Origin of the sequence: Janthinobacterium sp. LPB2021202312-11-4, from assembly GCF_037049705.1 — a bacterium.
GTDB lineage: Bacteria > Pseudomonadota > Gammaproteobacteria > Pseudomonadales > Pseudomonadaceae > Aquipseudomonas.
Window position 1 is genome coordinate 75,166 of the sequence record NZ_JBAGKV010000008.1, and the last position, 19,756, is coordinate 94,921.

Below are 19,756 nucleotides of genomic sequence, written 5' to 3' on the forward strand. Positions count from 1 at the left end.
CTATGAGCGAAGATCGATCGAGCAACGGGCAGAAGTCATGGCTGGGTAAGCTCACCCAGGCTTTTGCCCACGAGCCGAAAAACCGCCAGGAGCTGCTGGAGCTGCTGCGCGACGCACACCAAAACAAACTGTTGGACAGCGAAGCGCTGGCCATCGTCGAAGGCGCCATCCAGGTGGCTGACCTGCAAGTGCGGGACATCATGGTCCCGCGCTCGCAAATGGTCAGCATCAAGGCGACCCAGACACCCCGCGAGTTCCTGCCCGCCGTGGTCGACTCGGCTCACTCCCGTTACCCGGTGATCGGCGAAAGCCACGATGACGTGATGGGCGTGTTGCTGGCCAAGGACTTGCTGCCGTTGATCCTCAAGGAGAACGGCGACAGCTTCAACATCAAGGACCTGCTGCGCCCGGCCACCTTCGTGCCGGAGTCCAAGCGCCTGAATGTGCTGCTGCGCGAGTTCCGCGCCAACCATAACCACATGGCCATCGTCATCGACGAATACGGCGGCGTGGCCGGCCTGGTGACCATCGAAGACGTGCTGGAACAAATCGTCGGCGACATCGAAGACGAACATGACGTCGAAGAAGACAGCTACATCAAGCCTCTGCCAAGCGGCGATTTCCTGATCAAGGCCCTGACGCCGATCGAGAACTTCAACGAGTTCTTCGACAGCGAATTCTCCGATGATGAGTTCGACACGGTGGGCGGCCTGGTGATGAGCGCGTTCGGGCATTTGCCAAAACGCAACGAAATCACTGAAATCGGCCCGTATCGTTTCCGTATTTTGAATGCTGACAGCCGTCGGATTCATTTGCTGCGCCTGACTCCAATTGCCCGGTAACTCCTAAGGATTGAAATGCATCGTCTGACCCGCCCCGGCTGGCCCGGTAACCTGCTGGCCGTGGTGGCCGGTGCAATCACCACCCTGGCGTTGGCGCCGTACGATATCTGGCCGCTGGCCTTGCTGGCGGTCGGTTGCTTCTATGCCGGGTTGCGTGAACTGAGCCCGCGCCAAGCCTTGGGCCGTGGCTGGTGTTTCGGTTTCGGCCTGTTTGGCGCCGGCACCAGCTGGATCTACTACAGCATCCACCACTTCGGCGGTGCTTCGGTGTTGCTGGCCGGTTTCCTGATGCTGATCTTCACTGCGGCGATTGCCTGGTTCTTCGCCCTGCCGGCCTGGATCTGGGCCCGCTGGTTGCGCCGGAACGAGGCGCCATTGGCCGATGCCTTGGCGTTTGCCGCGTTGTGGGTCGGCCAGGAAGCGTTTCGCGGCTGGTTCCTCACCGGTTTCCCGTGGCTCTATTCCGGTTACAGCCAGCTCAACGGCCCGTTGGCAGGGCTCGCGCCGGTGGGCGGAATGTGGCTGGTCTCGTTCGTGCTGGCCCTGACGGCGGCGCTGATCTGGAACGCTCCACGGCTGATTCGCACCGGTCGCAAAGGCTTTATCGCCGCTGGCGTGGTGCTGTTGGCCGGGCCGTGGGTGGCCGGCATCGCGCTCAAGGAACACGCTTGGACCAGCCCGGCCGGCCCGGCACTGAGCGTCGCGGCGATTCAGGGCAACATCGCACAAAGCATGAAATGGGACCCGGCGCAGCTCAACGCGCAGTTGGCCCTGTACCGTGATATGAGCTTCAGCTCCAAACGGGTCGACCTGCTGATCTGGCCGGAAACGGCGGTGCCGGTGCTCAAGGAGTCCGCCGAGGGCTACCTGAGCATGATGGGAAACTTCGCCGCAGAGCGTAAGACCGCGCTGATTACCGGCGTGCCGATTCGCCAGGAAGTCCGTCACGAGAAACGCTACTTCAATGGCATCACCGTGGTTGGCGAAGGCGACGGCACCTACCTCAAGCAGAAACTGGTGCCGTTCGGCGAATACGTACCGTTGCAGGATTTGCTGCGCGGGCTGATCGCCTTCTTCGACCTGCCAATGTCGGACTTCGCCCGTGGCCCGGCCGATCAGGCCATGTTGCAAGCCAAGGGTTATCAGATCGCGCCGTTCATTTGCTACGAAGTGGTCTACCCGGAGTTCGCCGCCAGCCTGTCGGCCCAGAGCGACCTGCTGCTGACCATCAGCAACGACACCTGGTTCGGTACTTCCATCGGCCCGCTGCAACATTTGCAGATGGCGCAGATGCGCGCGCTGGAGGCCGGCCGCTGGATGATCCGCGCCACCAACAACGGCGTCACCGGTTTGATCAACCCGTTCGGGCAGATCACCGCGCAGATTCCGCAGTTCGAACGCGGGATTCTGTATGGCGACGTGGTGCCGATGCACAACCTGACGCCGTACCTGCAATGGCGCTCGTGGCCGTTGATCATTGTGTGTCTGTTGTTGTTTGGCTGGGCGTTGATCGCCAGCCGGATGGCGAAAACCGTTTAATCGCGGCGCCTGCAAAAGATCGCAGCCTCGTTTCACTCGACAGCTCCTACAGGGGGTTGCGTGCTCTGTAGGAGCTGTCGAGTGAAACGAGGCTGCGATCTTTTAACCCTCAACGATAAAACACCGAATACCCTACCTGCCCCACCGCCTCATTCAACAACTGCCCGCTCTGCCAGATCGACTTGAACTCCGGCATCCAGCCACCCAACGGCCGAGCGTTGTCCACGCCCAGAAACCCAACGGGCGCCGGCACGACTTCAAAACCGGCCTGCCTGAAACTCCAGACCGCCCGTGGCATGTGCCAGGCCTGCGTCACCACGACCACGCGCTTGACCCCTTCCGGCAGCAGCACCTCGGCACTGAACTGCGCATTCTCCCAGGTCGTGCGGCTGCGACCTTCCTGCCAGCGCACGGTCACGCCAAAATCATCGAGCAACGAATCGGCCATCAACCTGGCTTCGGTGGGCGGCGTCCCGTAATGCAATCCGCCACTGGTCAGGATAGGCAGGCCGGAGGCCTTGGCCAGCCGCGCCGCATAGCGCTGACGCTCCAGACCCACGCCTGTCGGCTGATCCGCGCCCCAAGCCGAATCGCCCCGTTCGCGCCCGGAGCCCAGCACCACGATTGCATCCGCACGTTGTCCCAGGGTTGCCCATTCATCCAGCGCCAGCGCCGGTTCCCGCTCCAACGCCTTGGCGCTCCATTGCACCACCACTGGCAAACTCATCAGCCAGAAACCGCCAAAGCCCAGGACAAAGCACAGCCCGGCCAGTCGCGGCCGGGTGCGGCGCAACCACCAGGCAAGCGCCAGCAGCAGCAAAAGAATGCCGGGCGGCAACAGAAGTTGTTTCACGAAATAACGAAAAGGCATCGAGCATCTCCAGAGATGCCCGAAGCCTAAGTGGGTTGACGCAATGCGACAACTAATGCGGAAGGACTACGCTTTAAAAAACCATGTGTCATGGCTTCAAGTGCCCTTACTTGAATTGCAGAGACCGGACCTTTGCCGCGTCCCTGCCAGGTGCCTTGTCCTTGAGCCAGATGATCTTGGCCGAACGTGGTGCATCGAGTTGCTTCACTGCTTCAGACAGGCATCCGTGTGTTTCACGTTCGCTGCGATCCAGATACGCCTTGACCAGTGCAAATTCTGCGGGGCTCAGGCCACGCAATTCCAGCTCCAGCGGACGTTCGTCACGCAACCGACCAGCGGTTTTCGCCGCGTCCAGGGCCATTCCCAGACGATCGATCAATCGTTCATACAGCTCCGGCTTTATACGTTTACGTTGTGACTCAACCATCCCTCACCTCATTGAAGATAAGACCTACTCCCCAATTAGGAGCTTAGCTTCCATCAACAAACCGGCTGAACCCTGCGACCAACGGCCCTCGCGGCAGGTTTTGACGCACCTTGCGCCTGTAATCAGGGTTTCCCTCGATAGAGTGCGGTCATGTATGCTACGGCGCTTCCTGTAACTCCACTTCCAGCTCGCCTGGACACCGAAACGCCGATTTGGCGTGATCACCGTCCGGCGTTGCATTGAAGAGGATTAGGCCACCCCTATTCAGTTCAAAAGTAGCCATGCACGAACAATATCAGCCCCGTGAAATCGAAGCCGCCGCCCAGTCGTTCTGGGACGAGCAAAAGTCCTTTGAAGTCAGTGAACAGCCAGGCAAGGAGACGTTCTACTGCCTGTCGATGTTCCCTTACCCCAGCGGCAAGCTACACATGGGGCACGTGCGCAACTACACCATCGGCGACGTGATCTCCCGCTATCAGCGCATGCAAGGCAAGAACGTCCTGCAACCCATGGGTTGGGACGCCTTCGGCATGCCGGCGGAAAACGCCGCGATGAAGAACAACGTAGCGCCCGCCAAGTGGACCTACGAAAACATCGCCTACATGAAAACCCAGCTGCGCAGCCTGGGCCTGGCGGTGGACTGGTCCCGTGAAGTGACCACCTGCAAGCCGGATTACTACCGCTGGGAACAATGGCTGTTCACTCGCCTGTTCGAAAAAGGCGTGATCTACCGCAAAAACGGCACAGTGAACTGGGACCCGGTCGACCAGACCGTGCTGGCCAACGAACAGGTGATCGACGGTCGCGGCTGGCGTTCCGGCGCGCTGATCGAAAAGCGCGAAATCCCGATGTACTACTTCAAGATCACTGCTTACGCCGATGAGCTGCTGTCGAGCCTCGACGATCTGCCGGGCTGGCCTGAACAGGTCAAGACCATGCAGCGCAACTGGATCGGCAAGTCCCGTGGCATGGAAGTGCAGTTTCCGTACAACGTCGATTCGATCGGCGAAAGCGGCGTACTGAAAGTCTTCACCACCCGTCCAGACACCCTGATGGGCGCGACCTACGTTGCCGTCGCCGCCGAGCACCCATTGGCGTCCCTGGCCGCGCAGAACAACCCTGAGCTGCAAGCGTTCATCGCTGAATGCAAGGGCGGCAGCGTCGCCGAAGCCGACGTCGCCACTCAAGAGAAAAAAGGCCTGCCGACCTCGCTGTTCGTCGAGCACCCGCTGACCGGTGAGAAACTCCCGGTGTGGGTCGCCAACTATGTGCTGATGCATTACGGCGACGGCGCCGTGATGGCGGTACCGGCTCACGACGAACGTGATTTCGAATTCGCCACCAAGTACAGCCTGCCGATCAAATCCGTGGTGCGCACCAGCGCCGGCGACACCAACCCGTCGCCATGGCAAGACGCCTACGGCGAGCACGGCACGCTGATCAATTCCGGCGATTTCGACGGCCTCGATTTCGAGGGCGCCTTCGACGCCATGGAAGTCGCGCTGATCAAGAAAAACCTCGGTGCCTCGCGCACCCAGTTCCGCCTGCGCGACTGGGGCATCAGCCGCCAGCGCTACTGGGGCTGCCCGATCCCGATCATCCACTGCGATACCTGCGGTGATGTGCCGGTCCCGGAAGATCAATTGCCGGTCGTACTGCCGGAAGACGTGGTGCCGGATGGCGCCGGTTCGCCACTGGCGCGTATGCCCGAGTTCTACGAGTGCGCTTGCCCGAAATGCGGCCAGCCTGCCAAGCGTGAAACCGACACCATGGACACCTTCGTCGAGTCCTCGTGGTACTACGCCCGCTACGCCTCGCCGCACTATGAAGGCGGCCTGGTGGAAAAATCCGCAGCCGACCATTGGTTGCCGGTTGATCAATACATCGGCGGTATCGAACACGCGATTCTTCACCTGCTGTACGCACGCTTCTTCCACAAGCTGATGCGCGACGAAGGCCTGGTGAGCTCCAACGAGCCGTTCAAGAACCTGCTGACTCAAGGCATGGTGATCGCCGAGACTTACTATCGCCGCGAAGCCAACGGCGCCTACACCTGGTTCAACCCGGCGGACGTGGAACTGGTACGTGACAGCAAGGCCAAGGTCATCAGCGCCAAGCTGATCGCCGACGGCCTGCCGGTGGAAATCGGCGGCACCGAGAAGATGGCCAAGTCCAAGAACAATGGCGTCGACCCGCAGTCGATGATTGACCAGTTCGGCGCGGATACCTGCCGCCTGTTCATGATGTTCGCCTCGCCACCGGACATGAGCGCGGAATGGTCCGACTCCGGCGTGGAAGGCTCGCACCGCTTCCTCAAGCGCGTCTGGCGTCTGGCCCAAGCCCATGTGACCCAGGGCCTGCCGGGCAAACTGGACATTGCGAACCTGAACGACGGGCAGAAAGCCATTCGCCGCTCGATCCACCAGGCGATCAAGCAGGCCAGCCACGACGTCGGCCAGAACCACAAATTCAACACCGCCATCGCCCAGGTGATGACGCTGATGAACGTGCTGGAAAAAGCCCCGCAAGGCACCGCACAGGATCGCGCACTGGTTCACGAAGGCCTGGAAGCCGTCACCCTGCTGCTGGCACCGATTACTCCGCACATCAGCCATGAACTGTGGAATCAACTGGGTCACGCCGACCCGGTGATCGACGCAGGCTGGCCGGTGCTGGATGAAAGCGCGCTGGTGCAGGACAGCCTTCAGTTGGTCATCCAGGTGAATGGCAAACTGCGCGGCCAGATTGAAATGCCGGCCAGCGCCACCCGCGAAGAAGTCGAAGCCGCCGCACGGGCGAACGAAAACGTGCTGCGCTTTGTCGATGGCCTGACTATTCGTAAAGTGATCGTAGTGCCCGGGAAACTGGTCAATATCGTCGCCAGCTAAATTGGATCAGGCGCCAGGTGAGCCTGGCGCCACGTAAAACCTTTCGGGCCGCACGGTCGGCCCACATGGTTTCAAGGGGAGCAACAAGATGATCAAACGCAATCTGCTGGTGATGGGCCTCGCGGTCCTGTTGAGCGCCTGCGGTTTCCAGCTGCGCGGCACTGGCAACACTGAACTGGCGATCAAGGAACTCGACGTGAGCGCCCGTAACGCCTACGGCGAAACCGTGACGCAACTGCGTCAGGTGCTGTCGAGCAGCGGCGTCAAGGTTTACACCGGCGCACCGTACAAGCTGATCCTGACCGATGAGCAGGAAAGCCAGCGCATCCTCAGCTACGCCGGCGCCGGTCGTACCGGTGAGTACCAGGTGACCACCGTGCTGAACTACGACATCCGTGGTGAGCACGATCTGTCTCTGATGAGCGACAAGCTCGAAGTGCAGAAAATCTTCATCCACGACGGCAACAACCTGGTGGGTTCCGATCAGGAAGCGTCCACGGCTCGCGTCGAAACCCGTCGCGAACTGGTTCAGCGCATGATCTTGCGTCTGCAACAGATCACTCCGGCCCAGCTGGATCAACTGCAAGCGACCGCGACCGCCCGTGCCAAGGCTGAAGCCGACGCGCTGCAAGCCGCGCAAAAGGCTGAAGCGGAAACCCCGCGCCAGTCGCCCGTCGAAATCCCGCAGCAATAAGACTTACGGGGCGCTCAGGCGCCCCGTTCGCCCTTTCTTATGAAACTCGCCCCCGCACAACTCGCTAAACACCTGCAAGGTGCCCTCGCGCCGGTCTATATCATCAGTGGCGATGACCCACTGCTGTGCCAGGAAGCCGCCGACGCCATCCGCGCCGCTGCCCGTCAGCAAGGTTTCGACGAACGCCAAGTGTTTGCCGCCGACGCCAGTTTCGACTGGGGCACGTTGTTGCAGGCCGGCGCCAGCATGTCGCTGTTCGCTGAAAAACGTCTGTTGGAACTGCGTCTGCCGTCAGGCAAACCCGGGGACAAAGGCGCCGCCGCGTTCATCGAATACTGTGCGCGCCCGGCCGAAGACACGATCTTGCTTATCAGCCTGCCCAAGCTCGATGGCGCAGCCCAGAAGACCAAGTGGGGCAAGGCGCTGGTAGAAGGCCAGCAGACTCAGTTCGTGCAGATCTGGCCGGTGGATGCCAACCAGTTGCCGAGCTGGATTCGTCAACGGCTGTCCCAGGCCGGGCTGTCTGCCACCCAGGACGCCGTCGAGCTGATCGCCGCGCGGGTCGAGGGCAACTTGCTGGCCGCCGCCCAGGAAATCGAAAAGCTCAAACTGATGGCCGAAAGCGGCCAGATTACCGTCGAAACCGTGCAAGCCGCCGTGGCCGACAGTGCGCGCTTTGACGTGTTTGGCCTGACCGATGCGATTCTCAACGGCGAAGCCGCCCACGCCCTGCGCATGCTGGAAGGCTTGCGCGGCGAAGGCGTCGAACCACCGGTGATTCTCTGGGCCCTGGCCCGTGAGTTGCGTCTGCTGGCCAGCCTTGCGCTGCAATACAGCCAGGGCGTGCCGCTGGACAAAGCCTTCAGCTCGGCCCGACCGCCGGTCTGGGACAAGCGCAAACCGTTGATGAGCAAGGCCCTGCAACGCTACTCGGCGCAACGCTGGGCGCAGTTGTTGCTGGAAGCCCAGCGTATCGATGCGCAGATCAAAGGCCAGGCAGCGGGTTCGCCGTGGATGAGTTTGAGTCGGTTGTCGTTGTTGATGGCTGGGCAGAGATTGTCATTGCCTGCCGAGTAGGGGCCAAAGCAAGATCAAAAGATCGCAGCCTTCGGCAGCTCCTACATGGGATCGCGTATACCTGTAGGAGCTGCCGAAGGCTGCGATCTCTTGATCTTGTTTCCTACACAATTCACATCCATCGGCCCTATAGACAGAACCCAAACTTCGGCAGATTATTTCCCCCGCAAAACCCACTCATCCGAGAGAACCGATCATGAGCAAAAAGCCATCTAAACGTGGCCCCAACAAGGCCAAATCCATCATCGCCCAGCCACTGTTCCGCAGCCGTCAGGAACCCGCAGGCAAGGGCAAAGGCAGCTACCGCCGCGAAGCCTTCCAGTCTAATAGCTGGGAGGCTTCTTACTTTCTGGCCGCTTAAAGCGCAGCCCCCCTTCTCCATGTTAAGGTCTGCACCTGATTCGTATTTCCTGGACCTGTGCATGCCCCTTCGTCTTTCCCGTCGTTGGCACCTTCGCCAATTGATTGCTGCCTCCAGCCTCATATTGCTTGTCGCCTGCGCGGAAAAACCGACCGCCGCCGACGCCCAACCGCTTCAAACCCTCCCCGTCGCAACTGCGCCTGCGGTCATACCGCCCGTGGTGCCGACCGGTGAAAACCTCGATCTGCAGCCAACCCAGACCTTCGCTGAATGGCAGGCCGGTTTCCGCAAGGACGCCCTGGCCGCCGGTATTCGCGCCGACCTGTTCGACCGTGCGTTCTCCAATGTCAGCTTCGACGACAGCGTGATCCGCGCCGACCGCAGCCAGCCGGAATTCTCCCGCCCGGTGTGGGAATACCTCGACGGTGCGCTGTCGCCGCTGCGGGTCCGCAAAGGTCAGGCGTTGGTCAGCCAGTACGCCGACATCCTGCAAAGCATCGAGCAGCGCTACGGCGTCGACCGGCAAGCGCTGGTGGCGGTGTGGGGCATGGAGAGTAACTTCGGCCAGTTCCAGGGCAGCAAGTCGGTGATCAACTCACTGGCGACCCTGGCCTATGAAGGTCGTCGCCCTGGTTTTGCCCATGCGCAATTGATCGCCGCCCTGCAGATCCTGCAACAGGGCGACATCACACCGGAGAAAATGCTCGGTTCCTGGGCCGGCGCCATGGGCCAGACCCAGTTCATCCCGACCACCTACAACACGCACGCCGTGGATTTCGATGGCGACGGTCGCCGCGACATCTGGGGCAGCCCGGCGGATGCCCTGGCCTCGACCGCGCACTACCTGCAAAGCTCCGGCTGGCAGAAAGGCCAGCCGTGGGGCTTCGAAGTGCAGTTGCCGGGAAGTTTCAACTACGTGCTGGCCGATGGCACGATTCGCAAGAGCGTCGCCGAATGGCAGCAACTGGGCGTTTCGCTGCCCAATGGTGCCCAGGTTCCAGCAGGTGCCGAACACCTGTCGGCCGCCCTGCTGCTGCCTGCGGGTTATCGCGGTCCGGCCTTCCTGGTCCTCGACAACTTCCGCGCGATCCTCAAGTACAACAACTCATCGTCCTACGCCTTGGCCGTGAGCTTGTTGTCGGAGCGTTTCAACGGCGGTGGCCTGATCAGCGGCACCTGGCCGAAAGATGATTTGCCGCTCAGTCGCAGCGAGCGCATCGAGTTGCAGAACCTGCTGAGCGCGCAGAACTACGACGCAGGCACTGCCGACGGCATCATCGGTGCCAATACCCGCAAAGCCATTCGCACGGCCCAGCAGTCGTTTGGCTGGCCAGCGGACGGGTATCCGACGCACAAGTTGCTGGAAGGGTTGCGTAGCCGCTAAAAGCAAAAGATCGCAGCCTTCGGCAGCTCCTACAGGGTTTTGTGTACACCCGTAGGAGCTGCCGAAGGCTGCGATCTTTTTCGCATCACCCAGTTATTTGATGACGACATCCTGCTCCAACACCAACACCTTGTTCCCCGCATCCAGTTTGACCAACGCCCCCATGGGCAACGTTAAATTCGGATCGCAATGCCCACTGCGCCACCCGGCCAACACCGGAATCCGCAACGGTTCGAAGGTCTGCTTGAGCAGCCGCGCCAGCGCAACGGCGTCCACCCCCGCCACATCCCCCACCAGAACACCGCGAAGCTTGCCCAGCGTACCGGCCAGGCGCAGATGGGTCAGCAGTCGGTCGATGCGATACAGCGGCTCGTTGATGTCCTCGATAAACAGAATGACGCCCTCGGCCTCGATTTCATAAGGCGTGCCCATGGTGGCGGCAATCATCGACAAGTTGCCCCCCAGCAAGCGCCCGTGCGCGATGCCAGGCTCAATCGTGGTCAACGGGTAGGCCACCGGGTGCGCCAGCACACTGCCGGCCTTCACTTGGCCGCGCAGCAGGTTGAAGAATGACGACTCGGTGGGCTTCTGCTTGTCACCCAGCAGATCGGCGTTGAGCAACGGCCCATGAAAGGTCACGAAGCCGGCATAACGGCTGATCGCCAAGTGCAATGCCGTGATGTCGCTGTAGCCGATAAAGGGCTTGGCGTTGCGGCGTATCAAGTCGAAGTCGAGGCGATCGAGCAAACGCGGCGTGCCGTAGCCGCCGCGCAGGCAGATGATCGCGTCCACCTCCGTGTCAGCGAAGGCTGCGTGCAGATCATTGAGCCGAACCTCATCGCTGCCGGCCAGATAGCCGTCCTGCTCGTAGACGCCGGGAAACACCCGCAGCGAATAACCCCGGGCGCGCATCCATTGCACAGCCTTGTCGGTATCCAGCGATGCCGGGCCAGCGGGCGCAATTACGCCAATCATCCCTTGCGACGGCAAGGCCGGCACAGGAGCATGTGGAAAAAGAGTGTGGGTCGGTCGAACAGTCATCCATGAATCTCCCTGGGTGAAAACTTCAGCACACAGTAGTCAGGAACGGGCATAAACAGAAGAGGGTCAGTCACGCCGCGCATTGCAGGAAAAAACCATCATGGTTGCAGGCGAGGCAAAAAAACGCCCGCAGGGCCGGAGCCGTGCGGGCGCTTTTCAGGGTTCAGCCGCCAATCACAACGAGGCAATAAGCTCGGCTTTAACCAGCTTCGCTTGCTCGTCGGCGTGATACGAGGAACGTACCAACGGGCCGGAAGCCACGTTTTTGAAGCCCATCTTGTAGCCTTCTTCAGCGAACCAGGCGAACACGTCCGGGTGGACGAAACGCTGGACCGGCAAGTGGCTGCGGGACGGTTGCAGGTACTGGCCGAGGGTCAGCATGTCGATGTCGTGTTCGCGCATGCGCTTCATGACTTCGATGACTTCTTCGTCGGTTTCGCCCAGGCCCAGCATCAAGCCGGACTTGGTCGGAATGTGCGGCATCATCTGCTTGAAGCGTTGCAGCAGGGTCAACGACCACTGGTAATCCGAACCCGGACGCGCAGCCTTGTACAGGCGCGGCACGGTTTCCAGGTTGTGGTTGAACACATCCGGCGGCTCGGCGGCGGTGATTTCCAGCGCCACGTCCATGCGGCCACGGTAATCCGGGACCAGGGTTTCGAGCTGCACGTTCGGCGACAGCTTGCGGATCTCGCGGATGCAGTCGGCAAAGTGCTGGGCACCGCCGTCACGCAAGTCGTCGCGATCCACCGAAGTGATCACCACGTACTTGAGTTTCAGGTCAGCGATGGCGATGGCCAGGCTTTCCGGCTCATTGGTGTCCAGTGGCTTCGGACGACCGTGACCGACGTCGCAGAACGGGCAGCGACGGGTGCAGATGTCGCCCATGATCATGAAGGTCGCGGTGCCGCCGGAGAAGCACTCGCCCAGGTTCGGGCAGGAGGCTTCTTCGCAGACGCTGTGCAGCTTGTGTTTGCGCAACAGCGCCTTGATACGGTCGACTTCCGGGGACACCGGGATGCGCACGCGAATCCAGTCGGGTTTCTTCGGCAGTTCGGTGGTCGGAATGATCTTTACCGGGATGCGTGCAACCTTCTCGGCGCCGCGCAGCTTGACGCCGGCTTCAACCTTGGCACGCGGGGCCGGGCGCTCGGTAACATCCAGCGTCGGGATCATGGTTTGCACTGCATCAGTAGTCATATCAGTCGATTCCGCCCGTAAGGGTCGTCTGCTCAGCATAGTCGAGGTGTTTGACGAGCTGCGCGCGCAGCCGGGCACTTACCTCGGCAAATTCAATCGATCCTGCGTGATCGCTCAGCTGGGTCATCGCCAGCCCGGCGTAGCCGCAGGGATTAATCCGTCGAAACGGTTCCAGGTTCATGTCCACGTTCAGGGCCAGGCCATGAAAGGAACAACCGTGGCGGATTCGCAGCCCCAGGGACGCGATTTTCGCCCCGTCGACGTAGACACCCGGCGCATCCGGCTTGGCTGCGGCGCTGACGCCATAGCTGGCCAGCAACTCGATCAGGCAGTGTTCCATGCGGGTGACCAGGTCACGCACGCCGAAACCCAGCTTGCGAACGTCCAGCAACAGATAAGCCACCAATTGGCCGGGACCGTGGTAGGTCACCTGCCCACCGCGATCGACCTGCACCACCGGAATATCCCCCGGCAGCAACAGGTGTTCGGCCTTGCCGGCCTGGCCCTGGGTGAACACCGGAGGGTGCTCGACCAGCCAGATCTCGTCCGCGGCATCACTGCCGCGTTCATTGGTGAAGCGTTGCATGGCATGCCAGACCGGCTCATAAGCCATCTGGCCGAGCTCACGAAAGCCCAGCGTGCCAGACATCACAGCACCATGTGCACGAAACCGGTAGCCCGCAATTCGCTGTTGATGTCGTACAGCTGATCCTGACCGGTGGCGATGATGTGCAACTGGATGGTGGTGTACTTGCCGTTGCTGCTCTGGCGCTCGTCCACTTTCTCATCGTTGATCGTCGCGTGTTTCTTAACGATATCGATGATCTTCTGCTTGATATCCACAATGGTGTCGCCGATCACTTTAATCGGGTAGTCATTGGCCGGGAATTCGATCTTTGGCGCCTTTACTTCGGTGTCTGTCATGGCGTAACGGCCTCGTAAGCGTAAGCCGTGGCAACGAACATGGCCCCGCTCCGGATGGGAACGGGGCCATGCTGGTCCACACTAATTCAGTTGAACATGCCGTAGAAGAATAGACGGATGCTATCCCACATGCGGCGGAAGATACCACCCTCCTCGACCGCGTCCAGAGCGATCAGGTCAGCGCTGTGCACCACCTTGTCGTCCAGTTTCACTTCGACTTTACCGATCACGTCGCCCTTGGCGATAGGTGCAACCAGGTGCGGGTTCATGGTCATGCTGGCGGCGAGCTTTTTCAGCTGGCCTTTTGGCAGGGTCATGGTCAGGTCTTCAGCCAGGCCGGCCTTGACTTGATTGGTGGTGCCTTTCCAGACAGGGGCCTGAGCCAGCTCGGCGCCTTTCTGATAGAAGGTCTGGGTTTCGAAGAAACGGAAACCGTAAGTCAGCAGTTTTTGCGTTTCGGAGGCGCGAGCCACTTCGCTGTTGGTGCCGAACACCACGGCGATCAGACGCATGCCATCACGTACAGCCGAAGACACCATGCAGTAGCCGGCTTCGTCGGTGTGACCGGTTTTCAGACCATCGACGGTCTTGTCGCGCCACAGCAGCAGGTTGCGGTTAGGCTGCTTGATGCCGTTCCAGAAGAACTCTTTCTGCGAGTAGATCGCATAGTGAGCCGGGTCTTCGTGGATGATTGCGCGAGCCAGCAACGACATGTCGTGAGCCGACGAGTAGTGCTCAGGGTTCGGCAGGCCGGTCGGGTTCATGAAGTGGCTGTTGGTCATGCCCAGGTCGCCGGCCGTCTTGTTCATCATGTCGGCGAACGCGTCTTCGCTACCGGCGATGTGCTCGGAGAGCGCAACACTGGCGTCGTTACCCGACTGAATGATGATGCCGTGCAGCAGGTCGCTGACAGTCACCTGCGAGCCGACCTTGATGAACATCCGCGAACCGCCGGTGCGCCAGGCGTTTTCGCTGACGGTCACCGGATCGTTCTCGCCGATCTGGCCGCGACGGATTTCCAGGGTCGCGATGTACGCGGTCATCAGCTTGGTCAGGCTGGCCGGCGGCAGACGCTGGTCACCGTTGTTCTCGACCAGCACGTTGCCGCTGCTGGCATCCATGAGCACATAGGCTTTGGCGGCCAGTTGTGGTGGCGAAGGCATCATCTCGACCGCGAAGGCGGCTGGCGAGAGGAGCAGCGGGACTAACAGGCACAGGCGTTTGGCAAAGGTGGTGATGTTCATCCGTCTCTCGAAATCGCTAATGGAAACTGCCCAAGGGCAAAACTAATCAGATGACCTTCTAAAGGGTCATCGCGTGTTCAGTTGCTCACTCTGTAACCCTTGCCGGGCTTTTGTTCTTCAACGAGCCAACAACCAGGTCCGCCCCCCAAAACCGCAAGCGAACCCTCAATCAAGTACTGCGTGTTACTCGGCGGTGACCAGGCTCGGCGAACCGAGATTGGCCATTCGCACGCTGTTCTGCACCTGCTGGATCTCACCCTGCGAACCGATCGGCCCCAGGCGCACCCGATGCAGTGTCTGTTGGTTGCGCACGATCGAGCTGATGAACACCGGAGCGCTCACCATCCCGCTGAGCTTCGATCTCAGGAGTTCTGCAGCGTCCGGGTTGGCGAACGCGCCCACCTGCAGATACTGGCCAGACGCTGGTACAGAAGCGTTTTTTTTTGCGGCAACCTGCACCGGCACAGTGTCCGACGCGTGTTGCTGCGGCGGTGGCGTCCATTGCTCGACCGTTCCCGCCGAAGCGGTAATGGTCGGCGCGGCATTTTGCGCTACTTGAGGCTCGTTGAGCATCAAAGGCGCCGGACGGCCTTTGGCCGCCCACCACTGCTGCGGATCGATGCCTTCGACCTTGACCCGCGCCGTGCCGATTTCGGCATAGCCGAGCTTCTTGGCGGCGGCGTAGGACAAATCGATGATGCGGTCCGAGTAGAACGGCCCACGGTCGTTGACGCGCAGGACCACACTCTTGTTGTTGTCCAGGTTAGTCACCCGAACGTAACTCGGCAGCGGTAAGGTCTTGTGGGCGGCACTCATGCCGTACAGGTCATAGACCTCGCCGTTGGCGGTGTTCTGGCCATGGAACTTGGTGCCGTACCACGACGCCGTGCCAGAGGCGACGTAGGTCTTGGAGTCTTGCAGCGGAAAGTAGGTCTTGCCAAGCACGGTGTACGGGTTGGCTTTATAAGGGCCGCTGTGCAGGGTCGGCGTGGCATCCGGGATGCGCGAAACATCGACGTCCCACCACGGCGCGCCATCTTTGTGCGCGCGGTTGATGTCCAGGCCCGGCATGGCGCGCACGGCGGTTCCAGAGGTCTTCTGGGTCGGCGCGCGGCTGGTCGAACAACTGGCGAGCACCACCGCCAACGCGGCGAATGCCATCAGCTTCAGGGGTTTATTCATAGGCAATGCCCGCATTACTTGACGCCCCGTGCTTGGACCAGCTGTTCAGACAGTTGATGTACGGCCATGGCGTACATCACGCTGCGGTTATAACGCGTGATCGCGTAAAAGTTCTTCAGGCCCATCCAGTATTCAGGGCCATTGTCACCTTCCAGGCGGAAAGCGGTGACCGGCATATCATCGCGCAGCGCATCATGACTCGACCACCCCAACGCCCGCAACTCCCCGACGGTTTTCGTCGGTTCGAGACCGGTGGTCAAACCGTCGTCCACCTGATCGCCACGCACATCGGCGCGACTGACCACCGGCTCGCCGGCGACCCAGCCGTGACGCTTGAAATAACTGGCGACGCTGCCAATGGCATCGTCCGGATTGGTCCAGATATTAATGTGGCCATCACCGTCAAAGTCCACCGCATAGGCGCGGAAACTGCTCGGCATAAACTGCGGCAGCCCCATCGCGCCAGCGTAGGAGCCTTTGAGGGTCAGCGGATCAACCTGCTCTTCCCGGGCCAGCAACAGGAACTCACGCAATTCCTTGCGGAAAAATTCGGCACGGGGAGGATAGTCGAAACCCAGGGTCGACAACGCGTCGATCACCCGGTAATTACCGGTATTGCGGCCGAAAAAGGTTTCAACGCCGATGATCGAGACAATCACCTGGGCCGGCACGCCGTATTCCTGCTCGGCACGGGCCAATACGGCCTCGTGCTGGCGCCAGAAGTCCACGCCACGGGCAATGCGCGCGTCGGTGAGGAACATCGGGCGATATTCTTTCCATTGCTTGACCCGTTCGGCAGGCTTGGAGATCGCATCGAGGATCGCCTGCTTGCGCTCGGCTTCGCGGAACACGCCCATCAGCTGTTCACCGGCAAAGCCGTAGTCGCGGGTCATTTCACCGACGAATTCGGCCACCTGGGGTGAGCCTTCGTAATCGCCGGCCCGCGCTTGTTCCGCGGTACCAAGGATGCCTACCAGGCCGACCCACGGCGCGTATCGAGTCGCCCAGCCACGCATTGCTTGCATTGAAATCTTCACCTTATTCAAACCTGTGCGATCCACTTACGATGGGTATGGATCGACATCAAAACCCCAAACGCTGACAGCAGCGTCACCAGCGAAGTTCCTCCGTAGCTAATGAACGGCAACGGCACCCCCACAACCGGCAACAGGCCACTGACCATACCGATGTTGACGAAAACGTAAACAAAAAACGTCATGGTCAGGCTGCCGGCCAGCAATTTGCCGAACAAAGTCTGGGCTTGGGCGGTAATCACCAGGCCGCGACCGATCAACAACAGGTAAATCAGCAACAGCGCGCAAATGCCCACCAGGCCGAATTCCTCGCCCAGCACGGCAATAATGAAGTCGGTATGGCTTTCCGGCAGGAAGTCCAGGTGCGACTGGGTGCCCAGCAGCCAACCCTTGCCGAATACGCCGCCGGAACCGATGGCGGCTTTGGACTGAATGATGTTCCAACCAGTGCCCAACGGATCGCTTTCCGGGTCGAGGAACGTCAGGATTCGCTGCTTCTGGTAGTCGTGCATGATGAAGAACCACATCGCCACCGCTACCGGGATGACAGCGACCAGCACGCTGAGAATCCAGCGCCAGCGCAAACCACCCATGAACAGCACGAACGCGCCACCCGCCAGGATCAGCAGCGACGTGCCGAGATCCGGCTGACGCACGATCAGGATGAATGGCAACCCGATCAGAAACAGACTGACGCCCACATGCTTGAGCTGCGGCGGCAGCGTGCGCTTGGACAAGTACCAGGCGATGGTCGCCGGCATCAGGATCTTCATGAACTCCGAGGGCTGGAAGCGGATCACCCCGGGAATGTTGATCCAGCGCGTGGCGCCCATGGCGTTGTGGCCCATGACGTCCACCACCACCAGCAACAGCACGCCGAGCACATAACCGATCGGCACCCAGCGAGCCATGAAACGCGGTTCGAACTGGGCGATGACGATCATCGACACCAGGCCGATGCCAAAGGAAGTGGCTTGCTTGGCCAGCAGATCCCAACTCTTGCCACTGGCCGAATACAGCACGAACAGGCTGCCGGCGGCGAGGGTCAGCAACAGGATCAACAACGGGCCGTCGATGTGCATGCGTTGCAGCAGCGTCGCCCGGCGACGCATCACGTCCTCGCTGGAGAGGATGCGATCGAAATTACTCTTCACGGGCCGTAGCCTCCGCGCTGATAGGGCCGGCGTATTCCGGTTTGAGTCGGCCATCCTGGTCCAGGAGCCAGGCATCCATCACTTGCCGCACCACAGGCGCCGCGACGCCGGAACCGGACTCGCCGTTCTCGACCATCACCGACACCACGATTTTCGGGTTGTCGGCCGGCGCGAAGCCGACAAACAAGGCGTGGTCGCGGTGGCGTTCCTGCACCTTGGAGCGGTCGTACTTCTCGCCCTGCTTGATCGCGACCACCTGGGCCGTACCGCTTTTACCGGCGATCCGGTACTGCGAACCGATGGCCGCTTTGCGCGCCGTACCGCGAGCACCGTGCATCACCTGCTGCATGCCGTGGTTGACCTTGGTCCAGTCGGACGGGTCGCGCAGGACGATGTCCGGCATCGGATTTTCATCCTTGGGCCGCTCACCCTCGACGGTTTTTGCCAGGTGCGGACGGTTCCACACACCTTTGTTGGCGACCAGCGCCGTGGCTTGCGCCAGTTGCAGCGGTGTGGATTGCATGTAGCCCTGGCCGATCCCCAGAATCAGGGTTTCGCCCGGGAACCAGGCCTGACGCCGGGTCGCCCGCTTCCATTCGCGAGATGGCATCAGGCCTGGGGATTCTTCGAACATGTCCAGCGAGACTTTCTGGCCGATGCCGAATTTACCGAGATAAGAGGACAACCGATCGATGCCCAGCTTGTGGGCCAGGTCATAGAAATAGGTGTCGTTGGAACGCATGATCGCCGTGTCCAGGTCGACGTAGCCGTCGCCGGTACGGTTCCAGTTGCGGTACTTGTGATCGTAGTTGGGCAGCATGTAGTAGCCGGGATCGAAGACCCGGGTCGAAGCGGTGACCACGCCCGAATCCAGACCGGCAATCGCCACCGCCGGTTTAATCGTCGAGCCCGGCGGGTACAGACCGCGCAATACGCGGTTGAACAGCGGCCGGTCGATGGAGTCACGCAACTCGGCATAGGCCTTGAAGCTGATGCCGGTGACGAACAGGTTCGGGTCGAAACTCGGCTGGCTGACCATCGCCAGGACTTCGCCGGTGTTCGGGTCCAACGCCACCACGGCACCACGACGACCGCCAAGTGCCGCTTCGGCGGCTTCTTGCAATTTGATGTCCAGGCTCAGGACGATGTCCTTGCCGGGAATCGGATCGGTACGCTTGAGCACGCGCAAGACGCGGCCCCGGGCGTTGGTCTCGACTTCTTCGTAACCCACCTGGCCGTGCAGCTCGGGCTCGTAGAAGCGCTCGATGCCGGTCTTGCCAATTTGATGAGTACCGCTGTAACCCACCGGGTCCAGGGTTTTGAGCTCTTTCTCGTTGATCCGGCCCATGTAACCCACGGAGTGCGCGAAGTGCGCGCCTTGCGGGTAATGCCGCACCAGTTGTGCGACCACTTCCACGCCTGGCAGCCGGAACTGGTTCACCGCGATCCGGGCGATTTGCTCTTCGGTCAGCTCGAACAGGATCGGCACCGGCTCGAATGGCCGGCGCCCCTGCTTCATGCGCTTCTCGAAAATCCCCCGGTCCTCGGGTGTCAGTTCCAGCACCTGGACGATCACGTCGAGCACTTGCTGCCAGTCGCCGGAGCGCTCGCGGGTCATGCTCAGGCTGAAGCTGGGCCGGTTGTCGGCCACCACCACGCCATTACGGTCGAAGATCAGCCCGCGGGTCGGCGGAATCGGCTGCACGTGGACGCGGTTGTTTTCCGACAGGGTCGAGTGGTACTCGTACTGAATCACCTGAAGGAAATACAACCGGGCAATCAGCACGCAGATCAGCGCCACCACCGCAATTGCCCCGAACACGACGCGGCCACGCACCAGACGGGCGTCTTTTTCGTGGTCCTTGATGCGGATCGGCTGGGACATGGGGGCAGA

18 protein-coding genes are annotated in these 19,756 nt (G+C 61.0%); 7 read left to right on the plus strand and 11 right to left on the minus strand.

Annotated features, from left to right (window positions below; genetic code table 11):
• The first annotated feature begins 2 nt into the window (after positions 1-2).
• A complete protein-coding gene (locus V5E99_RS11025; RefSeq protein WP_027924283.1) occupies positions 3-842 on the plus strand; it encodes a CorC family transporter in 840 nt (279 codons plus the stop codon).
• A gap of 15 nt (positions 843-857) precedes the next feature.
• Complete coding sequence (gene lnt, locus V5E99_RS11030) at positions 858-2,381, plus strand: apolipoprotein N-acyltransferase (RefSeq protein WP_499802490.1); 1,524 nt, start codon at positions 858-860, stop codon at positions 2,379-2,381.
• Positions 2,382-2,490: 109 nt separating this feature from the next.
• On the opposite strand, the gene V5E99_RS11035 is transcribed toward lnt, so the two are convergent.
• Both V5E99_RS11035 and V5E99_RS11040 read right to left on the minus strand, forming a co-directional pair.
• Positions 2,491-3,252, minus strand: a complete 762-nt coding sequence (locus tag V5E99_RS11035; protein WP_499802491.1) for a YdcF family protein — start codon at positions 3,250-3,252, stop codon at positions 2,491-2,493.
• Positions 3,253-3,358: 106 nt separating this feature from the next.
• Positions 3,359-3,679, minus strand: a complete 321-nt coding sequence (locus V5E99_RS11040; protein ID WP_499802492.1) for a hypothetical protein — start codon at positions 3,677-3,679, stop codon at positions 3,359-3,361.
• A 281-nt stretch (positions 3,680-3,960) separates the two neighbouring features.
• Between V5E99_RS11040 and leuS the strand changes: the two genes are divergently transcribed.
• The 5 genes from leuS to V5E99_RS11065 all read left to right on the plus strand — a co-directional run bounded on the left by leuS (position 3,961) and on the right by V5E99_RS11065 (position 10,083).
• Positions 3,961-6,567 carry a leucine--tRNA ligase gene (leuS, locus tag V5E99_RS11045; protein ID WP_499802493.1) on the plus strand — a complete coding sequence of 869 codons (2,607 nt, stop codon included), beginning with the start codon at positions 3,961-3,963 and terminating at the stop codon, positions 6,565-6,567.
• Between the two features lie 88 nt (positions 6,568-6,655).
• On the plus strand, positions 6,656-7,261 hold the full coding sequence (locus tag V5E99_RS11050) for an LPS-assembly lipoprotein LptE (protein ID WP_499802494.1): 606 nt from the start codon (positions 6,656-6,658) through the stop codon (positions 7,259-7,261).
• Positions 7,262-7,300: 39 nt separating this feature from the next.
• Positions 7,301-8,338: a DNA polymerase III subunit delta gene (gene holA, locus V5E99_RS11055; RefSeq protein ID WP_499802495.1), complete on the plus strand. Its 1,038-nt coding sequence runs from the start codon at positions 7,301-7,303 to the stop codon at positions 8,336-8,338.
• 196 nt (positions 8,339-8,534) lie between these two features.
• A complete protein-coding gene (arfA, locus tag V5E99_RS11060) occupies positions 8,535-8,699 on the plus strand; it encodes an alternative ribosome rescue factor ArfA (protein ID WP_283189191.1) in 165 nt (54 codons plus the stop codon).
• Positions 8,700-8,760: 61 nt separating this feature from the next.
• On the plus strand, positions 8,761-10,083 hold the full coding sequence (locus tag V5E99_RS11065) for a lytic murein transglycosylase (RefSeq protein WP_499802496.1): 1,323 nt from the start codon (positions 8,761-8,763) through the stop codon (positions 10,081-10,083).
• Between the two features lie 93 nt (positions 10,084-10,176).
• On the opposite strand, the gene V5E99_RS11070 is transcribed toward V5E99_RS11065, so the two are convergent.
• The 9 genes from V5E99_RS11070 to mrdA form a co-directional block, all read right to left on the minus strand.
• Positions 10,177-11,124: a S66 peptidase family protein gene (locus V5E99_RS11070; protein ID WP_499802497.1), complete on the minus strand. Its 948-nt coding sequence runs from the start codon at positions 11,122-11,124 to the stop codon at positions 10,177-10,179.
• A 174-nt stretch (positions 11,125-11,298) separates the two neighbouring features.
• Positions 11,299-12,324, minus strand: coding sequence for a lipoyl synthase (gene lipA, locus V5E99_RS11075; protein ID WP_123509883.1), 1,026 nt, complete (start codon positions 12,322-12,324; stop codon positions 11,299-11,301).
• A gap of 1 nt (position 12,325) precedes the next feature.
• Entirely contained in the window at positions 12,326-12,973 is a 648-nt protein-coding gene (gene lipB / locus V5E99_RS11080; protein WP_499802498.1) for a lipoyl(octanoyl) transferase LipB, read from the minus strand.
• Entirely contained in the window at positions 12,973-13,248 is a 276-nt protein-coding gene (locus tag V5E99_RS11085) for a DUF493 domain-containing protein (RefSeq protein ID WP_054052426.1), read from the minus strand. The genes lipB and V5E99_RS11085 overlap by 1 nt, the downstream gene beginning before the upstream one ends.
• Before the next feature lie 86 nt (positions 13,249-13,334).
• The gene (locus V5E99_RS11090) at positions 13,335-14,492 is read right to left on the minus strand and encodes a D-alanyl-D-alanine carboxypeptidase family protein (RefSeq protein ID WP_499802499.1); all 1,158 of its coding nucleotides are present in this window, start codon (positions 14,490-14,492) and stop codon (positions 13,335-13,337) included.
• Between the two features lie 183 nt (positions 14,493-14,675).
• On the minus strand, positions 14,676-15,674 hold the full coding sequence (locus V5E99_RS11095) for a septal ring lytic transglycosylase RlpA family protein (protein ID WP_499802500.1): 999 nt from the start codon (positions 15,672-15,674) through the stop codon (positions 14,676-14,678).
• Positions 15,675-15,688: 14 nt separating this feature from the next.
• Positions 15,689-16,699, minus strand: a complete 1,011-nt coding sequence (gene mltB, locus V5E99_RS11100) for a lytic murein transglycosylase B (RefSeq protein WP_499802501.1) — start codon at positions 16,697-16,699, stop codon at positions 15,689-15,691.
• Positions 16,700-16,716: 17 nt separating this feature from the next.
• Positions 16,717-17,862 (minus strand): rod shape-determining protein RodA, encoded by a 1,146-nt coding sequence (rodA, locus tag V5E99_RS11105; protein ID WP_499802502.1) that lies wholly within the window; start codon positions 17,860-17,862, stop codon positions 16,717-16,719.
• Positions 17,852-19,747 carry a penicillin-binding protein 2 gene (mrdA, locus tag V5E99_RS11110; protein WP_499802503.1) on the minus strand — a complete coding sequence of 632 codons (1,896 nt, stop codon included), beginning with the start codon at positions 19,745-19,747 and terminating at the stop codon, positions 17,852-17,854. The genes rodA and mrdA overlap by 11 nt, the downstream gene beginning before the upstream one ends.
• Between the last annotated feature and the right edge of the window lie 9 nt (positions 19,748-19,756).